Origin of the sequence: Streptomyces sp. NBC_01451 (assembly GCF_036227485.1) — a bacterium.
Taxonomy (GTDB): domain Bacteria; phylum Actinomycetota; class Actinomycetes; order Streptomycetales; family Streptomycetaceae; genus Streptomyces.
In genome coordinates this window covers 7,907,981-7,928,902 of sequence record NZ_CP109479.1, presented here as the reverse complement: position 1 = coordinate 7,928,902, position 20,922 = coordinate 7,907,981, and the positions used below count along the sequence as shown (strand labels likewise).

The 20,922-nt window shown below is 71.5% G+C and carries 14 protein-coding genes and 1 tRNA gene; 11 read left to right on the top strand and 4 right to left on the bottom strand.

Going from position 1 to position 20,922, the window contains the following annotated elements; all coding sequences use genetic code 11:
- Positions 1 to 36 precede the first annotated feature (36 nt).
- From OG595_RS34825 to OG595_RS34815, 3 genes are all read right to left on the bottom strand, one after another.
- Positions 37 to 1,329, bottom strand: a complete 1,293-nt coding sequence (locus OG595_RS34825; protein ID WP_329279066.1) for a chaplin — start codon at positions 1,327 to 1,329, stop codon at positions 37 to 39.
- A gap of 136 nt (positions 1,330 to 1,465) precedes the next feature.
- Positions 1,466 to 1,699: a chaplin ChpH gene (chpH, locus tag OG595_RS34820; protein ID WP_189146388.1), complete on the bottom strand. Its 234-nt coding sequence runs from the start codon at positions 1,697 to 1,699 to the stop codon at positions 1,466 to 1,468.
- A 222-nt stretch (positions 1,700 to 1,921) separates the two neighbouring features.
- Entirely contained in the window at positions 1,922 to 3,256 is a 1,335-nt protein-coding gene (locus OG595_RS34815; protein WP_329279064.1) for a M20/M25/M40 family metallo-hydrolase, read from the bottom strand.
- Positions 3,257 to 3,444: 188 nt separating this feature from the next.
- On the opposite strand from OG595_RS34815, the gene OG595_RS34810 reads away from it, so the two are divergent.
- The 3 genes from OG595_RS34810 to OG595_RS34800 all read left to right on the top strand — a co-directional run bounded on the left by OG595_RS34810 (position 3,445) and on the right by OG595_RS34800 (position 8,342).
- A tRNA-Leu gene (locus OG595_RS34810) sits at positions 3,445 to 3,529 on the top strand.
- 168 nt (positions 3,530 to 3,697) lie between these two features.
- Positions 3,698 to 7,009 carry a right-handed parallel beta-helix repeat-containing protein gene (locus tag OG595_RS34805; RefSeq protein ID WP_329279062.1) on the top strand — a complete coding sequence of 1,104 codons (3,312 nt, stop codon included), beginning with the start codon at positions 3,698 to 3,700 and terminating at the stop codon, positions 7,007 to 7,009.
- 151 nt (positions 7,010 to 7,160) lie between these two features.
- A complete protein-coding gene (locus OG595_RS34800; RefSeq protein WP_329279059.1) occupies positions 7,161 to 8,342 on the top strand; it encodes a S8 family serine peptidase in 1,182 nt (393 codons plus the stop codon).
- A gap of 269 nt (positions 8,343 to 8,611) precedes the next feature.
- On the opposite strand, the gene eccCa is transcribed toward OG595_RS34800, so the two are convergent.
- Entirely contained in the window at positions 8,612 to 12,541 is a 3,930-nt protein-coding gene (eccCa, locus tag OG595_RS34795) for a type VII secretion protein EccCa (RefSeq protein ID WP_329283451.1), read from the bottom strand.
- Positions 12,542 to 12,821: 280 nt separating this feature from the next.
- Here eccCa and eccD point away from each other — a divergent pair, with 280 nt between their 5' ends.
- The 8 genes from eccD to OG595_RS34755 all read left to right on the top strand — a co-directional run bounded on the left by eccD (position 12,822) and on the right by OG595_RS34755 (position 20,915).
- Entirely contained in the window at positions 12,822 to 14,222 is a 1,401-nt protein-coding gene (eccD, locus tag OG595_RS34790; RefSeq protein WP_329283449.1) for a type VII secretion integral membrane protein EccD, read from the top strand.
- Between the two features lie 129 nt (positions 14,223 to 14,351).
- On the top strand, positions 14,352 to 15,908 hold the full coding sequence (eccB, locus tag OG595_RS34785) for a type VII secretion protein EccB (protein ID WP_329279057.1): 1,557 nt from the start codon (positions 14,352 to 14,354) through the stop codon (positions 15,906 to 15,908).
- A 137-nt stretch (positions 15,909 to 16,045) separates the two neighbouring features.
- Positions 16,046 to 16,384, top strand: a complete 339-nt coding sequence (locus OG595_RS34780; protein WP_329283447.1) for a hypothetical protein — start codon at positions 16,046 to 16,048, stop codon at positions 16,382 to 16,384.
- Between the two features lie 54 nt (positions 16,385 to 16,438).
- Positions 16,439 to 16,762 (top strand): WXG100 family type VII secretion target, encoded by a 324-nt coding sequence (locus tag OG595_RS34775; protein WP_105975427.1) that lies wholly within the window; start codon positions 16,439 to 16,441, stop codon positions 16,760 to 16,762.
- 85 nt (positions 16,763 to 16,847) lie between these two features.
- Positions 16,848 to 17,285, top strand: a complete 438-nt coding sequence (locus OG595_RS34770) for a type VII secretion system-associated protein (RefSeq protein ID WP_329279054.1) — start codon at positions 16,848 to 16,850, stop codon at positions 17,283 to 17,285.
- Positions 17,286 to 17,353: 68 nt separating this feature from the next.
- Positions 17,354 to 20,038, top strand: a complete 2,685-nt coding sequence (locus OG595_RS34765; RefSeq protein WP_329279051.1) for an AAWKG family protein — start codon at positions 17,354 to 17,356, stop codon at positions 20,036 to 20,038.
- Between the two features lie 70 nt (positions 20,039 to 20,108).
- Positions 20,109 to 20,567 (top strand): YbaB/EbfC family nucleoid-associated protein, encoded by a 459-nt coding sequence (locus tag OG595_RS34760; RefSeq protein ID WP_329279049.1) that lies wholly within the window; start codon positions 20,109 to 20,111, stop codon positions 20,565 to 20,567.
- Positions 20,568 to 20,573: 6 nt separating this feature from the next.
- Complete coding sequence (locus OG595_RS34755) at positions 20,574 to 20,915, top strand: hypothetical protein (protein WP_329279047.1); 342 nt, start codon at positions 20,574 to 20,576, stop codon at positions 20,913 to 20,915.
- Positions 20,916 to 20,922 lie beyond the last annotated feature (7 nt).

Below are 20,922 nucleotides of genomic sequence, written 5' to 3'. Positions count from 1 at the left end.
TACGGAATTTTGGCATTATCGGATTTCCGTACGGGTCTACGCCGAGGGGCGTGACTTGCGGTAGAGCACGGTGCCCGCGAGCAGCATGCCCGCGCCCACCGGCAGGGCGACGCCCAGCGGCAGGTCACCGCCGGTGTGCGCGAGCTGCGCCGCGGCCCGGGGCTGCGGAACGGCCGGTCCACCGCTCTGGTCGACGTACGAGGGGCCGGCCGGAGGCGTCACACCGTGCGAGGTGCTGGGCGGTGCGAGCGGCGACGCCGGCCTGGCGGGAGGGGCCGGCTGGGCCGGGGTTCCCGGGTGGTGCGGGGTCGCCGGATGCTCCGGGGTGCTGGGCTGCTGCGGCTTTCCCGGCGTCTGCGGCGTCCCCGGGAGGTGGGGAGTGACCGGGACCTCGGGGGTGCCCGGGGTTCCCGGCTGCGCGGGGCCACCCGGCAGCTGGGGGCTCTCCGGCTGGTGCGGCGGCTGCTGGGGCTGCTGCGGCGGGTGTCCGGGCTGCTCGGGGCCGCTCGGACCGGCCGGGGGCGGAGTCTCCTCCCCGTAGCCCGGAGGCGGGGCCTCCTCGCCGTAGCCGGGTCCGGTCTCGGGAGGCGGCGCCGGGTGGCCGCCGCCCGAGTCGTGCCCGGTGGTCGAGCAGTCGTTGCCCATCGCCGGGTTGAGCAGACCCACGACGTCGACGGTGTTGCCGCAGAGGTTCACCGGTGCGTCGACCGGGGCCTCCACCTGGTTGCCGGAACCGACACCCGGGGAGTCGGTGGCGTATCCGCCAGCGTACGCACCCTCCCAGCCGTGCCAGTCGGCCCAGTCACCGGAGCCGCCGGGGCCGCCCGGGTACCCGAAGCCACCCGGGGCGCCCGAGTCGCCGTAACCGCCGTACCCGCCCTGGCCGCCATATCCGTCGTGACCGCCGTAGCCACCGGGGGTGCCGTAGCCACCGGACGAGCCGTGCCCGCCGTAGCCGCCGTCGTCGTACCCGCCGGACGAGCCGTGCCCTCCCTGGTTGCCGTGACCTCCCTGGTTGCCGTGCTGGCCCTGGTTGCCGTGTCCGCCCGGCGAGGCGTGGACGCCGCCGCCCTTGCCGCCGCCTCCGCCGTTGGAGCACTTGTTGCCCATCGCCGGATTGAGCAGGCCGACGCCGCTCACGGTGTTGCCGCAGGCGTTGACCGGCACGCTCACCGGCGCACTCACCGTGTTGCCGGACAGCACGCCGGGTGAGTTGGAGGCGGCGCCGTTCGCACCCGAGTCCGCGTGTGCCTGGGCGCCGCCGGCGGCGGCCATCACGCCTGTCGCGGCCGCCACGGTCATCAGACCCTTGCGGGTGACCTCTCGCATTGCTGCATCCCTGCCTTCACATGATGTGTCGTGAACCTTCCGGAACGACCTGTCGGCCCCGGAGCGCAGAAAGCGTTCCGGGGCCGACAGGCTCAGACTCACTGGGAGTCAGAACCTCACGAGGTGAGGTGCAGCATCAGTTGTTGACGCAGGTGTTGCCGAAGGCGGGGTTCAGCAGCCCGATCACGGAGATCGTGTTGCCGCAGACGTTCACCGGGACGTGAACGGGAACCTGGACGACGTTGCCGGACAGGACACCCGGGGAGTGCACGGCAGCACCCTGGGCACCCGCGTCGGCGACGGCCAGGCCCGCACCCGCGAGAACCAGACCACCAGTGGCAGCCGCAGCGGCGACGATCTTCTTGATCATTATTTTCTCCTTGTTGGCAATGCGATCCCGAGTAGCGGACCGCATCACCAGTAACGAGGAGGGGGCATTAGGGCTACGACCCTATGAGCGCATTCACTCTTCTCAGTCACCCACGCACATGCGGACGATTGTTGGAGTGTCGTTCAATCAGGTAATTCCGGGCGGATTCAAGGGGGTTGGGAACCCGGGAGAACCCCCGGGAACACTGGCCCGGCGCGGGATTCAGGATGCCCCGATGAAACGGTCGAGCACACGCACCCCGAACTTCAGCGCGTCGACCGGCACCCTTTCGTCAACACCGTGGAACATGCCCGCGAAGTCCAGTTCCGGCGGCAGCTTCAGCGGCGCGAAGCCGAAGCAGCGGATGCCGAGGTCCGCGAAGGACTTGGCGTCGGTGCCCGCCGAGAGCATGTAGGGCACGGCCCGGGCGATCGGGTCCTCGGCGACCAGCGCGGTCTGCATGGCGTCCACGAGCGCCCCGTCGAAGGAGGTCTCCAGAGCCTTGTCCGCGTGCACGTCCTCGCGCTTCACGTTCGGGCCGAGGATGCGGTCCAGGTCGGCGAGGAACTCCTCCTCGTAGCCGGGCAGGTACCGGGCGTCGACGTGCGCGGTGGCCTGGCCCGGGATGACGTTGACCTTGTAGCCGGCGCCCAGCTGGGTCGGGTTGGCGGTGTTCTGCAGCGAGGCGCCGATCAGCTTGGCGATACCGCCGAGCTTGGCGAGCGTCGCGTCCATGTTCTCGGGGTCGAGCTCGGTGCCCAGCGCGTCGCCGAGTTCGTCGAGGAAGTGCCGGAGCGTCTTGGTGACCCGGACGGGGAACTTGTGCCGGCCGAGGCGTCCGACGGCCTCCGACAGCTCGGTGATCGCGTTGTCCTTGTGGATCATCGAACCGTGTCCGGCGGTGCCGTCGACGGTCAGCTTCATCCAGTGCATGCCCTTCTGGGCGGTCTCGACGAGATACAGCCGCAGGTTCTCGTTGACGGTGAAGGAGAACCCGCCGACCTCGCCGATCGCCTCCGTCACGCCCTCGAACAGGCCGGGGTGCTTGTCCACGAGGTGCCGCGCGCCCCACGTGCCGCCCGCCTCCTCGTCCGCGAGGAAGGCCAGGACGATGTCGCGCGGGGGCTTGCGGCCGGTGCGCAGCCGGTCACGGACCACCGCGAGGGTCATCGCGTCCATGTCCTTCATGTCGACCGCGCCCCGGCCCCACACGCACCCGTCCGCGATCTCGCCCGAGAACGGGTGATGGGTCCAGTCCGCCGCGTTGGCCGGTACGACGTCGGTGTGGCCGTGGATGAGCAGCGCCGGCCGGGACCGGTCCTCGCCCTCGATGCGCGCCACGGTGGAGGCACGCCCCTTGTGCGACTCGAAGATCTGCGGCTCCAGACCCACCTCGGCGAGCTTCTCGGCGACGTACTCGGCGGCCTTGCGTTCACCCGGTCCCGAGTGGTCGCCGAAGTTGCTGGTGTCGATCTGGATGAGCTCGCGACAGAGGTCCACGACCTCGTCCTCGCCGGTGACGCCCTTGGCCGTCTCTGTCCTGCCCGTCCCGCTCACGGTGCTACCTCCCACTGTTCCTGCTGGTGGTCATCCCTCATCCTCCCTCCCCGACGCGTCGCGCCCCAAGACCGGTCCGGGCCCGTCACACACCGTTCACGCGGCGACAGGGGGTGATCGGTCACCCCGGAAAGCCTGGTAATGTTTCCTTCGTCGCCACGGGGGGAACCCCGCGCGACAGACACCTTGTCCGGGTGGCGGAATGGCAGACGCGCTAGCTTGAGGTGCTAGTGCCCTTTATCGGGCGTGGGGGTTCAAGTCCCCCCTCGGACACTCGCTGAGACCCCACTTCACGTGGGGTTTTCTGCTTTTCTCCCGCTGTGCTCGGGCCTCCTCCGGCTGTCTCCGCTTTCGGGGGCTGTGGCGTGACCATGCCCGTCCGTCCCGGCATGATGGTGCTGCCCACGCCGGGCAGGGAACGCCGTGAGAGATGGAGGGCGCGTGTCACGCCAGGTACTGACGGTCTGCCCGGAGGGCACCGAGGGCTTTCGGACGATCGGAGAGGCACTGGCGAGGGCGCGCAGCGGCGCCGTGATCAGTGTGCGACCCGGGACCTACGAAGAGAACCTCGTCGTCGTCACCCGGGTCACCATCGTCGCCGAACAGGCACGCGGCACGGTGGAGATACGTCCGCGGCGTGGCAGCGTGCTCACGCTGAAGGCGGACGCGGTGATGCTCACCGACCTGGTGCTGCGCGGCCGCGACGAGGAGCTTCCCGCCGTGGACGCCGCCCGCGGGCAGGTCGCGATGGACGGCTGCGATGTCTCCGGTGCCTCCTGGGCGGCCGTACTCGCCCGTGGCGCCGGGTCGCTGGCGATGCGCGACTGCCGGGTGAGCAGCCCGGCCGGGGCCGGGGTGGTGGTCACCTCGAACGTGGACAGTTCGGTGGACTCCTGCACCATCGAGCACCTGGGTACTTCCGGGGTGGTCATCGGCGAGCGCGGCCGGGTCACGGTGCGCGGCTGCACCATCCGGGACGCCCGGGGCAACGGCGTCCTCGCCAACGGTGAGGCGCAGGGCTCCGTCGAGGAGTGCGACATATCGTCCACCGACAAGCCCTCGATCGCGCTGGAGGAGCACTGCACGACCCAGGTGGTGCGCACGGTCGTGCACGACACCTCCATCGGCGTCCATCTGACCAGCTCCTCGCGGACGGTCCTGGAGGAGCTCCGGGTCACCGCGACCAGTGGGCCGGCCATCGTCGTCTCGCACGGCAGCGACCCGCTGCTGCGCCGCTGCCGGACCGCCCGCACGGAGGGCAACGGCATCCTGGTCACCGACCGGGCGCGCGGCACGTTCGAGGACTGCTGGCTGGACACCTCCCAGGCGCCCGCGCTGCGCGTGGCCGGGTCCGCCTCTCCCACGCTGACCTCGCTGACCGTGCGGGACTGCGCGGCGACGGGCGTGCTCCTGGAGGAGGAGTCCACCGCCGAGCTGGACCGGCTGGACGTCATCGACGCCGCCGGAGTCGGCATCAGCGTGCGCAGCGGCGCCAATCCCATGCTGCGCCGGGCCAGGGTCAGCGGCTCGGGCGGCCACGGTGTGGAGGCCGTCAAGGACGGGCGGGGCCGGCTGGAGGACAGTGAGATCGACCGGGCCGGTGGCGCGGGTGTCCATGTCGAGAGCGACGGCAACCTGTACCTCGGCGGCACCACCGTCCTCGCGCCGGCCGGCGTGGGCCTGATGGTGGCCGCGGGCGGCAGCGCCACCGCCCGCGACTGCGAGTTCCGTGAGCCGGCCGGCGACGGTGTCGTCGTCGACGCGGAGGGCGAACTCACCGCGACCCGGGTCAAGGTGAACGCCGCCGCCGAGAACGGCGTCCTGGTCCGCGAGGGGGGCCGGGCCTCCTTCAACGCCTGCGAGATCGGCGGCAGTTCGAAGGACGGCCTGCGGGTCGAGAGCACCGACCCGGTGTCCGTCGTCAACTGCGTGGTCCGTGACAACAAGGGCGGCGGCCTGATCCAGTCCAAGCAGGGCGACCGGCTGGCCGTCGAGGGGCTCACCAGCAACGGCAACGGCCAGCGGGACGCCTGGGGTTACGGCGACAGCGAGGGCACCGACCCCGCCGGAACCGCCCCGGCCGGCGGCGGCGCGGCGGCCGAGACGGGCCCGCTCGCCGAACTGGAGGCGCTCATCGGCCTGTCCAACGTCAAGCAGCAGGTCCGTACGCTGGTCAACCTCACGCAGCTGGCGCAGCGCCGCGCCCAACTCGGCATGTCCGCACCGCCGATGAGCCGCCATCTGGTCTTCGCGGGCCCGCCCGGCACCGGCAAGACGACGGTGGCCCGGCTCTACGGCACCATCCTGGCCCAGCTGGGCGCACTGCGCTCCGGGCACCTGGTGGAGGTCTCACGGGCCGATCTCGTCGCCCAGGTCATCGGCGGTACGGCGATCAAGGCCACCGAGGCGTTCAACCGGGCACTGGGCGGGGTGCTGTTCATCGACGAGGCGTACACCCTGACGGCCGACAGCGGGAGTTCGGGGGCGGACTTCGGGCGGGAGGCGGTGGACACGCTGCTGAAGCTCATGGAGGACCACCGGGAGGACGTGGTCGTCGTCGCGGCCGGGTACTCCGGCGAGATGCAGTCGTTCCTCGGCTCCAACCCCGGTCTGGCGTCCCGGTTCTCGCGGACCGTGGAGTTCGAGAACTACTCGGTCCCCGAGCTGGTCGCGATCATGGAGAGCATGTGCGTCCGCCACCAGTACGAACTGGGCGAGGGCACGGCCGCCGCGCTGGCCACGCACTTCGAACGCATGCCGAAGGACGCCACGTTCGGCAACGGCCGGGCCGCCCGGCAGGTCTTCGAGGAGATGGTCGACCGGCAGGCCGTACGGCTGGCCGGGCTGGCCGAGGTCGGCGAGCGCGACCTCTCGTTGCTGCTCCCGGAGGACGTCGGGGCGGAGGCCGCAGCGGCGGCGGGCGCGGACGCGGGCGGGGACACGAGGAGCGACGCGCTGTCCAGGCTCGGTGACATGGTGGGGCTGGCCGCGGTCAAACGCGACGTCACCGACCTCGTCAACCTTCTCTCGACGGCCCGCCAGCGCGAGGCCGCCGGTCTGCCGGCGCCCCGGATCAGCCACCACCTCGTCTTCAGCGGCCCGCCCGGCACCGGCAAGACGACCGTGGCCCGGCTCTACGGCGAGCTGCTGGTCTCCCTCGGGGTGCTGCCGCGCGGGCAGTTGGTGGAGGTGTCCCGGGCCGACCTCGTCGGACGGTATGTGGGACACACCGCGCAGCTCACCCGTGAGGTCTTCGAACGGGCCCTGGGCGGCGTGCTGTTCATCGACGAGGCGTACACGCTGACGCCCGCCGGGTCGGGGTCCGGGTCCGACTTCGGACAGGAGGCCGTGGACACGCTGCTCAAGCTGATGGAGGACCACCGGGAGCAGGTGGTGGTGATCGTCGCGGGCTACACGAGGGAGATGGAGGGCTTCATGGCCTCCAACCCCGGCCTGTCGTCACGGTTCTCACGGCGCGTCGAGTTCGCGGACTACTCGTCCGACGAGCTGGTCACGATCGTACGGATGCACGCGGACAGCGCGGGTTACGAGTGCGGGCCGGGGACCGGGGCCGTGCTGCGCGAGTACTTCGACGCGCTGCCGAGGGACCGCTCGTTCGGCAACGCGCGGCTGGCGCGGCAGGTGCTGGAGGGCATGATGACGCGTCAGGCCGGGCGGGTCAGCGTGATGGCCGCGCCGGGGCTGGACGACCTGCGGTTGTTGGTGCCGGGGGACGTTCCTCGGGTGGGGTGAGCCGGCGGGGGTGTCCTCGCCGCCTCTTCGCCTCACGGGGTTCCGGTTTCCCCGGGGCGCCTTTCTCAGCTCGGTCAACTCGGTTGAGCTGGGCGCCGGTTGTGGCTGGGGGCGTCGGCGACTCGTTCTCTCGCGCCATAGGATTCGGTCCATGCGTCGCCCCCGTCTCCGTCCGGCCCGGACGTTCGCCGTGCTTCTTCCGCTCGTCCTTCTCGGCTCTCCGGCCGCCTCCGCCGCGGACGGTTCGCCGGTACGGCTGCCGGTGATGCCGTCGCGGCTCGCTGCCGACGACGCCTGTACGGGGGCCTCCGCCGAGCGGGCCACCTCCGTGCCGTGGGAGCAGCAGAGTCTGCAACTGCCCCGCGCGTGGGAGTTCTCGGCCGGGGCCGGGGTGACCGTGGCTGTCGTGGACACCGGGGTGTCCACGAGCGCGCCCTCGCTGAAGGGGCGGGTGACGGCGGTCGGGGATGCCGGGCAGGACTGTGTCGGGCACGGGAGTTTCGTCGCCGGGCTGATCGCGTCGGCGGCCACGGACGGGGTGCGGTTCGCCGGAGTCGCCCAGCGGGCCCGGATCGTGGCGGTGCGGGGCACGGACGCGCGGGGGACGGCCACCGCGGCGAGTGTCGCCGCGGGGATCAGTGCGGCGGTTCAGGCCGGGGCGAAGGTGATCCAGGTGTCGCCGGCGCTCGTGCAGGGGTCTGCGGCGTTGACGGCGGCTGTCGAGGAGGCGGTCGCGCACGATGCGCTGGTGGTGGCCGCCGCCGTTCCCGATCCGCCGGCGAAGCGCGGTGCCGATGAGGCGCCGGTGCCCCGTGCGTACTGGCCTGCCGCGCAGGAGGGCGTGCTGTCCGTGCTCGACGTGGACTCCACTGGTGCGCGGCCCGACAACGCGCTGGTGCCCCTCGACGCCGATCTGGTCGCGCCCGGGGACGGGGTCGTCGGGCCGGGGCCCAGGGGCAGCGGGCACTACATCGGGTCCGGGGCGTCTTTCGCGGCCGGATTCGTGGCGGGGGCGGCGGCGTTGGTGCGGGCCGCGCATCCCGGGTTGACGGGGGCGGAGGTCGCCGCGCGGATGGTGGCCACGGCCTATCCCGACGCGGTGCCTCGGGTGGATCCGTACGCGGCCGTGACGTCTGTGGGGGCTGTGGGGCGTGGGGTGGGTGCGGCGGGGCCTTCGCGGGAGGCCGCTGTGCGGTTGCCCGAGGATGCGGGGGCGGGGCCTACGCGGAGGGCGGTGTTGTTCGCGGCGGGGGGTGGGGCGGGGTTGTTGGTGGTGGTGTGGGTGGCGGTGGTGGTGCCTCGGGGGCGGGCTCGGGGGTGGCGGGCGTCGTAGGCGGTTTCACCGCCCCCGCCGCCCTTTCCCCGTCCCGTCCTCGGGGGCCGCGCCCCCAGACCCCCCCTTGTCGGCCTGAACGGCCTCGTCCTCAAACGCCGGACGGGCCGGGAATGCCGGTCGGCACTGAAACATGAAGCCCAGGCCCGCACCTCCAGCCTGTCCGGCGTTTGAGGACAAGGCCCGTTCAGGGCCGTAGCGGGGGTTCGGGGGCGCGGCCCCCGAGGACGGGACGGGTAGGGGCGGCGGGAGCGGAACAAGCCTTCGCCTCAGGATTCCTCCTGCCGGTCCTCCACCACCGCCGTCTGGATCAGCGTCGCCTTCCGCCGCACCACGTACTGGGCCCGGCCCGGTGGCAGGTTGCGTGGCTTGATGTTGCCGAAGACGTAGCCCTCGCTCGGGGGGCAGGACAGCAGCACACCCGGCGTGTTGACCTCGTCCAGGCGTCGGAGGAGCTGGTCGTTCAGGCCACGCCCCGCCCCCGTCGCCGAGCGGACCGCGATCACGTGCAGGCCCAGTTCGTGGCCCAGGGCCAGGTGGTCGAAGAGCGGGGCGAAGGGGTGGTCGTAGTTGTTGCTGCCCACGACCATGTCGTAGTCGTCCACCAGGACGAACAGACGGGGGCCGTTCCACCAGTCGGCGAGGCGCATCCGGGCGGGGGTGATGTCCGGGCCCGGGAGGCGTGTCTTCAGGGCCCGGGCCGAGCCGCCCACCAGTTCCTTCAGGGCGTCCACCGCCACCGCGTGGCCCAACTGGTACTCGGCGGGCACCGCGTCCACCAGGTCGCGGCGGTAGTCGACGACCAGGATGCGGGCCTCGGCGGCCGTGTAGCGGTCGGTGATCGCCTTGGCGGCCAGGCGCAGCAGGTTGGTCTTGCCGCTCTCCGTGTCGCCGACGGCCACCAGATGGGGGGTGCGGCTGAAGTCGTGCCAGACGGTGGAGAGCGTCTCCTCGTCCTGGCCCAGCGGGAGGCGCAGGCCTTCCGACAGTTCGGGCTCGGGGAGCGCCGAGGACGGCAGGCGGTGCGGGAGCATGCGTACGGGCGGTGCGGGCGGGCCGCTCCATTCCGCGGCGATCCTCTCCACCAGCGCTGTCACGCCCTCCGCGAGGTCCTCGGCGTTGTCGCTGCCGTCGATGCGCGGGAGGGCGGCCAGGAAGTGGAGCTTGTCCCCGACGGTCAGGCCCCGGCCCGGTGTGCGGGGCACGGTGGCGGCCTTTCGGACGTCCACGACCGAGTCCATGGTGTCGCCCAGCCGCAGTTCCAGGCGGGTGGCGCTCTGGTCACGGATCTGGGCGGACAGCTCCACCCAGCGGGTGGTGGTGACGATGAGGTGGATGCCGTAGTTCAGGCCGCCGGTCGCGAGTTGGTTGAAGGTGGGCAGCAGGCTGTCGAAGTTCTGCTTGACCTGTGCCCAGCCGTCGACGACCAGGAAGACGTCGCCGTGTGTCTCGTCCGCGAACTCCCCCGCCGCCCGGCGCCGCCGGTAGGTGGCCATGGAGTCGATGCCGTGGTCGAGGAAGAACTGCTCGCGCTGGTTGAGAACGCCGGTGACCTCGGCCACCGTACGGCTGATGCGTTCGCTGTCCAGCCGGGCCGCGACGCCGCCGACGTGCGGCAGGCCGGCCAGGGAGGAGAGGGTGCCGCCGCCGAAGTCCAGGCAGTAGAACTGGACTTCGGCGGGGGTGTGGGTGAGGGCGAGGCTGCCTATCAGGGTGCGCAGGACCGTGGACTTGCCGCTCTGGGAGCCGCCCGCTATCGCCACGTGGCCGCCGCCCGCCGACAGGTCCACCACCAGGGGGTCCCGGCGCTGGTCGAAGGGCTTGTCCACCAGGCCCACCGGGACGCGCAGGCGGCCCGTGCCGGGCCAGCCCGTCGCCGACAGGCCACGGTCGGGGGTGGGGGCCAGGCCCGGGAGCAGGGCGTTCAGGGCGGGGGGTGCGCCCAGCGGGGGCAGCCAGACCTGGTGGGCGGTCGGGCCGTGGCCGCGCAGGCGGTCCAGGGCGACACTCAGGAGGCTGTCGGCGGACTCCGTCTCCTCCTCCTGCTGCGGGTCGGGGACGGCCACCGGGGTGCGTGGCACCACCCAGCCCGCCGACCAGGGCACCACCTGGCTGGCCACGCGGGCCTGTACGACGGCGCCGCGCCGGTGCCGGTACGGGCCGGAGACGTAGGCGGCCCGGAAGCGGGTCAGTGCCTCGACGCCGCTCTTGAGGAAGCCGGCGCCGGGCTGCGAGGGGAGCTGGTAGGCGTCGGGGACGCCGAGGACGCCCCGGCTCTCCATCGCGGAGAAGGTGCGCAGGCCCACCCGGTAGGAGAGGTGGCTCTCCAACTGGTGCATACGGCCCTCGTCCAGGCGTTGGGAGGCGAGGAGGAGATGGACGCCGAGAGAGCGGCCGAGGCGGCCGATCATCACGAACAGGTCCATGAACTCCCGGTGTGCGGCGAGGAGTTCGCTGAACTCGTCGACGACGACGAAGAGGCTGGGAAGGGGGGCCAGGGGTGTGCCCGCGGCTCTCGCCTTCTCGTACTCCAGGGCCGAGGAGTAGTTTCCGGCCGCCCTCAACAGCTCCTGGCGGCGGATCAGTTCGCCGTGCAGGGCGTCCTGCATCCGGTCCACCAGGGCCACTTCGTCCGCCAGGTTGGTGATCACGGCCGAGGTGTGCGGGAGTTCGTCCAGGCCGAGGAAGGTCGCGCCGCCCTTGAAGTCGACCAGGATGAAGTTCAGGGTCTCTGAGGAGTTGGTGAGGGCCAGGCCCAGGACCAGGGTGCGCAGCAGTTCGCTCTTGCCGGAGCCGGTGGCGCCGATCAGCATGCCGTGCGGGCCCATGCCGCCCTGCGCGGACTCCTTGATGTCGAGTTCGACGGGCGCGCCGTCGGCGCCGATCGCGACCGGCACGCGCAGCCGGGCGGCACCGGTGTGTTTGCGCCACAGGGTCGGCGGATCGTGGCGGTAGAGGTCGGGGATGCCGAGCAGGGTCGTCAACTGGACGTCGGCGGCGAGGGGTTCGGCGGAGTCGGCGGTCAGGCCCATCCGGTAGGGGGCGATCAGCCGGGCCAGCGACTCGGCGGCGGCCGGGCCGACCCGGTCGGGGCGGCCGAGGAGGGTGGTCTGTTCCTTGCGGGTGCGGTCGGTGCGTACCAGCCGTACCGCGCCCGGGGTCACGTCCAGGCGCAGGGTCGAGCGGCCGGGGCGCCAGGTGAGGGCGCCGGAGAGGTCGAGGACGATGGTGTTGCGGAAGCCGGGGCCGTCGAGGCGGTGGCCGGCGGGCACGGTGACGCCGTCGACGACGATGACGGTGAAGGGCTCGTCGCGGCCGGGTACCGCCTCGGGATCGAAGACCGGGCGTTCGGTGAACTCGGCACCGAGCAGGTCCTCCAGGTCGTTGAAGGCGGTGGCGACCATCCGGGCGGGGCCCGCGCCGTCCTGCTCCTGGGGGTGCAGGTTGTGCGGCAGCCACTTCACCCACTCCCACTCCGCGCGCCGCTCGTCGGACACGCACAGCGCCACCCACAGCTCCTCCGGCGGGTGGAACAGGGCGAGTTGGCAGAGCGCGGCCCGCACCATGGCGCGTACGGCGGCGTCGTCGCCGCGGGTCAGGACGCGGGACCAGGAGCGCAGATAAAGGGCGATGGGCTGGTCGGGGACCGTGCTGTAGGCGCGGACGAATCGGCGCAGGGCGTGGGCGGAGAGGGGTTCGAGGTCCTCCACGGGCTTGGTGGACAGGGGGTTGAGCCGCATGGCGAACTGCTGGTCGCCGACGGCTATCCGCACCTCGCCGAAGTCCTCGTCCTTGACGCGCCGTTCCCACAGACGGGTCGTCCGCACCATGGCGCGCAGGACCTTGGGGTCGGGGTGGCGCCAGGCCAGCGCCAACTGCTGCTCCACGACGGCCCGGTGGACCTTGCGGCGGGTCTGGGTGAGGTAGCGGAGGTAGTCGCGCCGCTCACCGCGCAGACGCTCCTTGCGTTCGCCCGCCTTGCGCATCACCTGGCCGACCATCATGGCGGCCGAGGCCATCACCATCATGCCGAGGGCGATGTACATGAACGCGCCGTTGCCGCCGCCGGGCCTGATGAACATCAGCATCATCGACACGGACATCATGGCCATCGGCAGATAGGTCCAGATGGCCGAGCTGTCGGCGACGACCTCGGGGAGCGTCGGCGGTTCCTGGAGAGTCAGCTCGCCCTCGGGCATGTCCGGGCCCCGGCGGCGGGCCGGCCTGCGGAACAGAACCACGCTCAACGCACATGCTCCTTCAAAGGTGTTGAAATACCGTCCGGGGTGCGAACCGGGTCGTAAACCGGTCAACAAGGGCGCTCCGGCGGGCACTTGTGACACGCCACTGCAACGGGACCCATAATTCCGTTCGATCGGCGGTCAGTAGTCTGCATGCCATCAACTCGTACGTCCAAGCGGACGCGTTCGAGTCCGCCGTCCGAATCCTCAGAATTGTTTTGGAGACGTGAGCCCCACGATGACCGACAGCTCCGTTGCGGGCCTGTGCCGCCTCACGGTACGGGCCCCGGCCAGGACCATCGATCTGGCGGTGCCCGCCGATGTGCCCGTGGCCGATCTGCTGCCCACCGTGCTGCGTTACGCCGGTGAGGAGATCGAGGAGAGCGGCCTGGAGCACGACGGCTGGGTCCTCCAGCGCCTGGGAGGTGCCCCGCTGGACGAGGAGAGCACCCTGGAGGCGCTCGACCTCAAGGACGGCGAGGTGGTGTATCTCCGCCCGTTCACCGAGGCGTTGCCCGAGGTCCGGCTCGACGATCTGGTGGACGGCATCGCCAACGTCACCCGGGACCGGCTGCACGGGTGGAACGAGGCGGCGGGGCGGCGGCTGCTGCTCGGCATGACGGTGGCCGCCCTGACGCTGGGTCTGCTGGTGCTGGCCTGGCCCGGCGGCCCGGCCGGCGTCCGGATCGCCACCGCGGGTGTGGCCGGACTGCTGCTGCTCGCCGGTGCCGCCTCGGCCAGCCGCGCGGTCGGTGACGCGGCGGCGGGCGCGACCCTCGGTTTCATGGCGGCGCCCTATCTGGCGCTGGCGGGCTGGCTGGTGCCGGGCGGGGAGATCGCCGGTCCGGACGCCCACCGGGTGCTGGGCGCCCGGCTGTTGGCCGCCGCGGCTGCCGGAGCGGGCGGCGCGGTGCTGGCGCTGGCCCTGGCCGCCGTCCGTACGCCCCTGTTCGTGGCCTCCGCGCTGGTCGCGGTGGCCGGGGCACTCGCGGGCGGTCTGATGAGCGTCCTGGACCTCTCGGTGGACGGCGCGGCGGCGACGGTGGCCGCGCTGGCGGTGCTGCTGGGCGGTTTCGTGCCGTCCCTGTCGTTCAAGCTGGCCGGGATGCGGATGCCGGCGCTGCCGACGAACGCGCAGCAGCTCCAGGAGGGCATCGAGCCCTACAACGGGCGGGACGTGGCCACCCGTACGGAGCTGGCGAGCGGCTGGATGACCGGCCTGTACGCGGCCACCGGCGTGCTGTGCGCCGGCTCCCTGGTGCCGCTGACCAGGAACCCGAGCCTGCCGGAGACCCTGACGGCCGTGGTGCTGGCGCTGCTCCTGCTGCTGCACGGCCGGGGCATGGTCAACGTGTGGCAGCGGCTGGCCCTCGTCCTGCCCGGCGTGCTCGGTGTGGCCCTGCTGGTGCTCGCGCTGGCCGTGGACACGGCACCCGCGGACCGGCCGCTGCTGGTGGTGGGCCTGCTGGCGCTGGCGACGGTGCTGGCCGTCGCCTCGTGGACGGTGCCGGGGCGGCGGATGCTGCCGTACTGGGGCCGCGCGGCGGAACTGCTGCACTCGCTGCTGGCGATGGCCCTGCTGCCGCTGACCCTGTGGGTGCTGGGCGTGTTCGCCGCGCTGCGCGCCATCACCGGCTGAGCCGGTCCGCGCGCCCGACGGTCGTCCCGGCGTGGGCGGCCGTACCGCTCCACCACCGGTCTCCACCCGCCCCACCCGCCCCGGCGGCCGACCCCGCCACCCCCGGTTCATTGGAAGGACCCGCGGTACATGCAGTCCAAGCGCGACCAGGTGCAGGCGCACACCTTCATCATGAGCCGACTCACCTCGGGCATGCTGCTCGCCGATCCGGACGCACCGGAGAGCCCGCTGGGGCGTACCACCCGGGGTGCGGTCGCCGGGCTGCTGATCACGGTGCTGATCGCGGCGGGGGCGGTGGTGTTCGGGCTGATCTCGCCCGGGGGCAACGACTCCTGGCGCAGCGGCGAGACGCTGATCGTCAACCGGGAGACGGGGGCCCGGTACCTGTATCTCGGCGGGCGGCTGCGGCCGGTGCGGAACTACTCCTCCGCGCTGCTCATCGGCGGCGCGGACCTGAAGACCACCGATGTGTCCACCGCCTCGCTGCGCGGCACGCCCGTGGGCGGCGCGGTGGGGATCGCCGGGGCGCCGGACTCGGTGCCCGGCAGCGGTGACCTGGAGTCCGGTGCCTGGCAGGTCTGTTCGGCGCTGGGCAGCGTCACGGCCGCCGACGGTACGGTCACCACGCGCGCGGTGACGGCCCTGGTGGCCGGGGGCGCGGCGGCGGGCGATCCGGTCGGCGTCGGCGAGGCGGTGCTGGTGAGCGGGCCGGACAGGAAGACGTACCTGGTGTGGCAGGGCAGCCGGCTGCCGCTGGACACCGAGTCCGGCGCGCTGCTCTCGCTGGGGTACAGCTCGGTGACCCCGCGCCCAGTCTCCGCCGCGTTCCTGGACGCCCTGGTGCCGGGCGCCGCGCTGGCTCCGCCGCAGGTGACGGGGCTGGGGTCGGCGGGGCCCTCGCTGGGCGGCACGGCCACCAAGGTGGGTCAGGTGTTCCGGATCACGGTGCCGGGTGACGGTTCGGGCGACGACTCCGACGGGCAGTACTACCTGCTGCGGAGCGAGGGTCTGGTACCGGTCACGGCGACCGGTGCGGCGCTGCTGCTCGGCGACCCGGACATCCGGGCCAAGGCGTACGCCGGTGCCTCGCCCACGGCGCTGCCGATCGGCGCGGACGTGCTCAAGGACCATCAGGCGCCGGGCAGTTCCGGTGTCGATCCCTCGGCCTCCGGGCTGCCCGACACCCCGCCCCGCGCGGTGCGGGTGCCGGCCGGCTGGACGGCGTGCGCGCAGGTGGCGCCCGGGGCCGACGGTGTCCGGGTCAGCTCGCTGCTGGTACGGGAGAGCGAGCTGGCCCCGGTCACCCAGGCGAGCGGTGAGCCGGTGGCGGCGGCCTGTCTGCCGGTGGACGCGGTCGTGGTGCGGCCCGGACACGGGGTGCTGGTGCGGGCGTTGAGCGCGGGCGGCGGCGCGGTCGGTGCCGCGACCTACTTCGTGGGCGACGACGGGGTGAAGTACCGGGTGTCCTCGAAGGAGGCCCTCGCCGCGCTCGGTTACGCGGAGTCCGACGCCCGCCGACTGCCCTCGCCACTGCTGGCGATGCTGCCGACCGGGCCCGACCTGAGCCCGGAGGCGGCGTCCGGGGCGGTTGCCCCGGCGCGGGTGGCGGGGGTGTGCGGCCGTACCGACGGTGGCGGCGGGAGCGCCGAGAATGCCGGGAAGTTGCTTTCAGGTAAAAGCAGTTGACCTGTGGCCGAACCAACTACCCCTTGGACGCGTCGTGTTGCAACCATTTCCCAGGCAACTCTAGTCTCCTGAGGTCGAGGCAGTAGAACAGCAGTCCGACGCCGACGCAGTACCCGATCCCAAGGATGGAACGAACGATGGCAGGCAACGGCCAGCAGTCAAATGAACAGGCCACCCGCAATGGCATTCAGGCGCTGGAGTCCGCCTTCAGCGGCATCCTGAAGTCCCGCCAGGACGTCGACCAGACCCGCGCCACGCTCTCCAGCGGCTACCAGGGCAGCGACGGCGGCCAGTTCGGCTCGCTGCTCAAGCAGTGGGACGACCAGTGCAACAGCATCCTGCGGAGTCTCGAGGACATGGTCGACAAGCTCAACCAGAGCCTCAGCCAGCACGGCAAGACCCAGGGTTCCTCCAACGAGCAGATCAACCAGGCCTACACGCAGTCGCAGGCCGCCTTCGACCAGCTCGCCGGCTGACCGGTTCGCTTCCCGTACACGCCCCACATCCCCCCAGCGCAGGAGAGGTTCCCCATGGGTGACAACCTGACCGACGGTTACATCTACGTCGACTACAACCACATGAACAACGCCGCCGACGACATGGTCCAGCAGACCAAGGCGATCGCCAACACCCTGGCGTCGCTGGAGGCCGAGCTCGGCGAACTGGTCAAGTCCTGGTACGGCGAGGACGCCAACATGTACCGGCAGAAGCAGCAGGCGTGGGACACGGCGGTGAAGAACATGGAGACGCTGCTCACCTCGCACTCCTCGCTGCTGACGGACATCTCCGACAGCTACCGCTACAGCGAGAACTCGCTCTCCCAGCTCTGGTCCGAAGTCCAGATAGGCCGCTGACGCCGGACGAACCGGGCGGCCGGCCACCGGGGCCGGTGCCCGTCCGGTTCCCCCGTCGTACCCGACATCCCAGCAGGAGGAAGCCATGGCGGATCTGACCCGTCTGGACGCGGCGTCACTGGGCACGTTCAGGACGCACGCCCTGGCCGAGTTCATCACCGATCTCAAGGCCATCATGAAGGACGACCCGAACGGTGTGCGCTCACTGCACAGCGTCGTCAAGGGCCTGCTCCCGGCCGAGTACTTCGGCGAGAACGCCGTACTGGGCATCGGGCTCATGGGGGCCGACGACGTCACCTACGGCAAGACCCTGGTGACCTCGGTCCTGTCGTCCGCGACGTCGATCGACACCATTCTCGACCTCCAGGGCGACCTCTTCGACGACATCGACGACAACCTCGAAACCACCATCCGCACACTGCTGAAGACCCAGGGCACCACCCTGGAAGGCATCAACGGCGAGCAGTTGCTGGACATCTGGTCGGACATCGACGGCGATCTGTCCGGGGGCGAGGACGACTGATCCGGGCGGCCCCGCGCCGCCCCACGCCGCACGTCCCCCTCCCCCGCCTCACTCACCCGGAGCCCGCCATGCCGGCCAAGCACGACCCCGACGACACCTGGGGCCAGGCAGTCACCCTCGTCACCGGCTACGCCGTACCGAGCCGGAAGACGCTCTTCGACACCCTGAGCAGCAAGGATCACATCCCGCTGATGCGGGGCGGCCTGGAGATCCTCGTCTCGACCGAGCTGACCGCGAACAACTTCACGGCCCTGGTCGGCTGGCACACCCAGCAGGGCGAGGACTACGACCTGGCGTTCGTCGACGCCGGCGGTGACGGCAAGCACGACTACGGCACCCTCTACCAGGCCACCCTGGTCTTCATCGGTGTACCGGTGGACGGGAACGGCCGGGCCCGGCTGCTCGACTCCGGTGAGTCGATGAGCGGCGGCAAGTTCACCGGGAGTCAGGGCGACGAGTGGGACTTCACCCCGCTCGGGCAGTACGCGGGCGGTTCCAGGGCCGCGCTGCAGAAGCTGCTCACCGACGGGACCACCCGCGGCTTCTCCTTCAACGGCTACGACGTGCAGAACGCCGAGGCCGTGGACGCCAACTCCTTCGAGCGCACGGGGCTGGCCTTCGACCGGACGATGACGTTCTTCAAGAACCACGCCACGACGCTGGCCCAGTGGGAGACCTCGCTCGGTGAGGAGAACGCGGCGTGGCGGGGCCAGGCGGCGGGTCTGTTCTGGCATCTCATCCACCAGCTGCGCACGAACTACGACGACTACGTGGACCAGCTCGGCGGCACCGGCTTCACCGCGACGCAGAACTTCAGCAGCGGCCACGCCCCGCAGTCGAAGCTCAGCGAGGCACTGGCCAAGGCCCAGCAGGCCCTGCGGACCGCGGCGACGGATCTCAACACCGCGTGGACCAACTGGGCCAGTGACGGCCGGCACGATCCGCACCGCATCCTGATGGAGATCCTCGACAAGGTCTCCGTGTGGGTGCTGGAGAACAACATCAAGCAGACCACCGTGTACGCAGACGAGTCCACGTACTCCTACCGGACCAGCGACAACTTCAAGCAGAACCACCCCACTTACGGGAACCTCAAGGACTACCCCGGGGCCTGGAAGAAGATGGCCGACGACGCCGTCGCCGTCTGGGACCAGCACGTCGAGGACACCCTCGTCACCGCGGCGAGCACGGTGCTGACCAACCTCAAGACGGCGTGGAGCGACCTGGAGGACGCCTTCGAGGACCTGGAGACGAAGGACACCTCCACGCTCACCGAGCAGTACGAGGAGGACCGGCGCGACATCCTCGAAGAGCAGGCGAACCAGAACCAGGAGAACCTCAACAACTCGCTGAACAACCTCGGCGAGAACCTGAACAACCTGGGGGCCGGGCTCGGGGACGGCCTGAACGACCTGGGCGACAACCTGGGCAACAGCCTCAACGGGCTGGGCGACGGGCTCGGGGACAGTCTCAACAACCTGGGCGACGGACTGGGCGACAGCCTGGGCGGTCTGGGGGACGGCCTCACGGACCTGGGCAACGGGCTCGGCGACGGCCTGAACCTCGGCCTCGGCAGCGGCCTGGGCGACGGACTCGGTACCGGCCTGGGAACCGGGCTCGGCACCGGGCTCGGTACCGGCCTCGGCACGGGGCTGGGCCTGGGTCTCGGGCTCGGCGGTTCGGACGACGGCAACGATGCCACCAAGGGTTCGACGGTCACCAACCCCGACGGCAGCACCACCACGCTCAACCCCGACGGCACACTGACCACCCGTTACCCCGACGGCACCACCCAGCTCCTGGACCCCGAGAACGGCACCATCACCACGACCGCCCCCGACGGCACCGTCACCACCGGCGACCTCACCGTCCCCGGCGGGCACACCAACCCCGACGGCAGCACCACCACGCTCAACCCCGACGGGACCCTCACCACCAGGTTCCCCGACGGCACCGTCACCACCATCGACCCGGAGACCGGCCAGCTCACCACGACCAACCCCGACGGTTCGGTCGAGACGGGCAACATCGGCACGAGCGGCCTCGGCGACGGACTCGGCGACCTCGACCTGACCAGCCCGCCCACCCTCATCCCGCCGACCACCAGCAGCAGTTCCCTGGACCTGAGCAGCCTCGGCAGCCTGGGGGACGGCCTGGCGGGTTCCTCCACCAACCTCGGCTCGTCCCTCGGCAGCGGTTCGGGGCTCGACACCGGCAGCCTGCTGGGCACCACCGGCGGCTACGACAGCGGAAGTTACGCCGACTACGACGACGGCGAGGACAGCACGAGCGACCTGCTGTCGGGGGGCGCCCTGGGCGCCCCGCTGAGCGCGGGCCTGGACAGTTCGGCCGACAGCTCGGGCGCTGCGGGCTCCGGCGGGACACCGCTGTTCCCGGGCATGGGCGGGATGGGAGGCATGGGCGGCGGCGGTGCCGGTGGTGGCGGCAACGGTTCCTCGGAGCGGGTCCGCAACGTGCTCACCGAGCCCGGCGGGAGCGGCGGCAGGCGTGGCGGCCGGTCCGGGAGCCGCAGGGGCGCCGCGGAGGACGAGGAGCTGACCGTCGCCCGGGGGCGCGGTACGTCCACGAGTTCCGGCTCCGCCTATCCGGTGGGCGGCCCCGGAGGTGCCGGGCAGGGCAGCCGGTCGACCGAGAGCGGCACCCGGGACCGGCAGAGCTGGATGGCCGAGCCGGAGGACGAGGACGTGTGGGGCACCGACGAGGGTGGCGCACCCGCCGTGATCGGACGATGAGCGCGCTGGGCGTGCTCAGGGTGCTGCGGAAGCTGAGCGAGATGAGACGGGCGAACAGGGAGGCGCGGGCATGAGCGACATGCGGGAGACCATCGAGCAGCGGCTCGCCCAGGCCGTCGCCGATCTGGAGACGACCCGGACCGAGGTGGCGCGGGCGGAGCGCGAACTCGCCGACGCCAGCGCCACCGTGCGCTCCCCCGACCGCTCGGTGGAGGTCACCGTCAGCGCGCAGGGCGACCTGACCGAACTGAAGTTCCTGGACGGCAAGTACCGCACCATGTCCGCCACCCAGCTCGCGGCGAGCGTCCTGGAGGCGGCCCAGGAGGCGCGCGCGGTGATGGCGCGCCGGGTGATGGACGCGTTCGAGCCGTTCACCCGCCCCAGCGACGCGGTGCCCGAGATGACCGGGGTCAACGTCGACTGGCAGAAGATCTTCGGCCCTGGGGTGCTCGACGGCCCCCGGGGCGCCGAGGACCGTTCGTCGTCCAGCCGACTGCGCGACGAGATCAACGAGGACATGGAGGACTGATCGGTCATGGCCGAGGGAAACGCGTACTACGCCGAGCCGGACCGGCTCGCGGCGGGTGTCCGGCAGATCAACGCGATCAGCTCACTCGCCCACGAGATGCTCCGTGACTTCACGACCACCGTGAACGACACGCGCGGCTGGCCCGGCCGGGACGACAGCTTCGCGGAGGAGGTCATCCCGGCGGAGCTGAAGGAGCGTGAGACGGCCGTCCAGACCGGGTCGTCCCTGGTCGAGGCGGTGGTGAGCGTCGCCGACGGCACCATGAGCAACCTGTCGAACATCCGCAGCACCCAGATGGGTGTCCTGGACTCGATCAACTCCGCGGGCAGCCGCGGCGGAAGGCACTGACACTGCC

Bases quoted from the DNA above. Each gene is read 5' to 3' on its own strand.
- OG595_RS34825 (WP_329279066.1), bottom strand. From the start codon at position 1,329: ATGCGAGAGGTCACCCGCAAGGGTCTGATGACCGTGGCGGCCGCGACA.
- chpH (WP_189146388.1), bottom strand. From the start codon at position 1,699: ATGATCAAGAAGATCGTCGCCGCTGCGGCTGCCACTGGTGGTCTGGTT.
- OG595_RS34800 (WP_329279059.1), top strand. From the start codon at position 7,161: ATGCGTCGCCCCCGTCTCCGTCCGGCCCGGACGTTCGCCGTGCTTCTT.
- eccCa (WP_329283451.1), bottom strand. From the start codon at position 12,541: ATGCCCGAGGGCGAGCTGACTCTCCAGGAACCGCCGACGCTCCCCGAG.
- eccD (WP_329283449.1), top strand. From the start codon at position 12,822: ATGACCGACAGCTCCGTTGCGGGCCTGTGCCGCCTCACGGTACGGGCC.
- eccB (WP_329279057.1), top strand. From the start codon at position 14,352: ATGCAGTCCAAGCGCGACCAGGTGCAGGCGCACACCTTCATCATGAGC.
- OG595_RS34780 (WP_329283447.1), top strand. From the start codon at position 16,046: ATGGCAGGCAACGGCCAGCAGTCAAATGAACAGGCCACCCGCAATGGC.
- OG595_RS34775 (WP_105975427.1), top strand. From the start codon at position 16,439: ATGGGTGACAACCTGACCGACGGTTACATCTACGTCGACTACAACCAC.
- OG595_RS34770 (WP_329279054.1), top strand. From the start codon at position 16,848: ATGGCGGATCTGACCCGTCTGGACGCGGCGTCACTGGGCACGTTCAGG.
- OG595_RS34765 (WP_329279051.1), top strand. From the start codon at position 17,354: ATGCCGGCCAAGCACGACCCCGACGACACCTGGGGCCAGGCAGTCACC.
- OG595_RS34760 (WP_329279049.1), top strand. From the start codon at position 20,109: ATGAGCGACATGCGGGAGACCATCGAGCAGCGGCTCGCCCAGGCCGTC.
- OG595_RS34755 (WP_329279047.1), top strand. From the start codon at position 20,574: ATGGCCGAGGGAAACGCGTACTACGCCGAGCCGGACCGGCTCGCGGCG.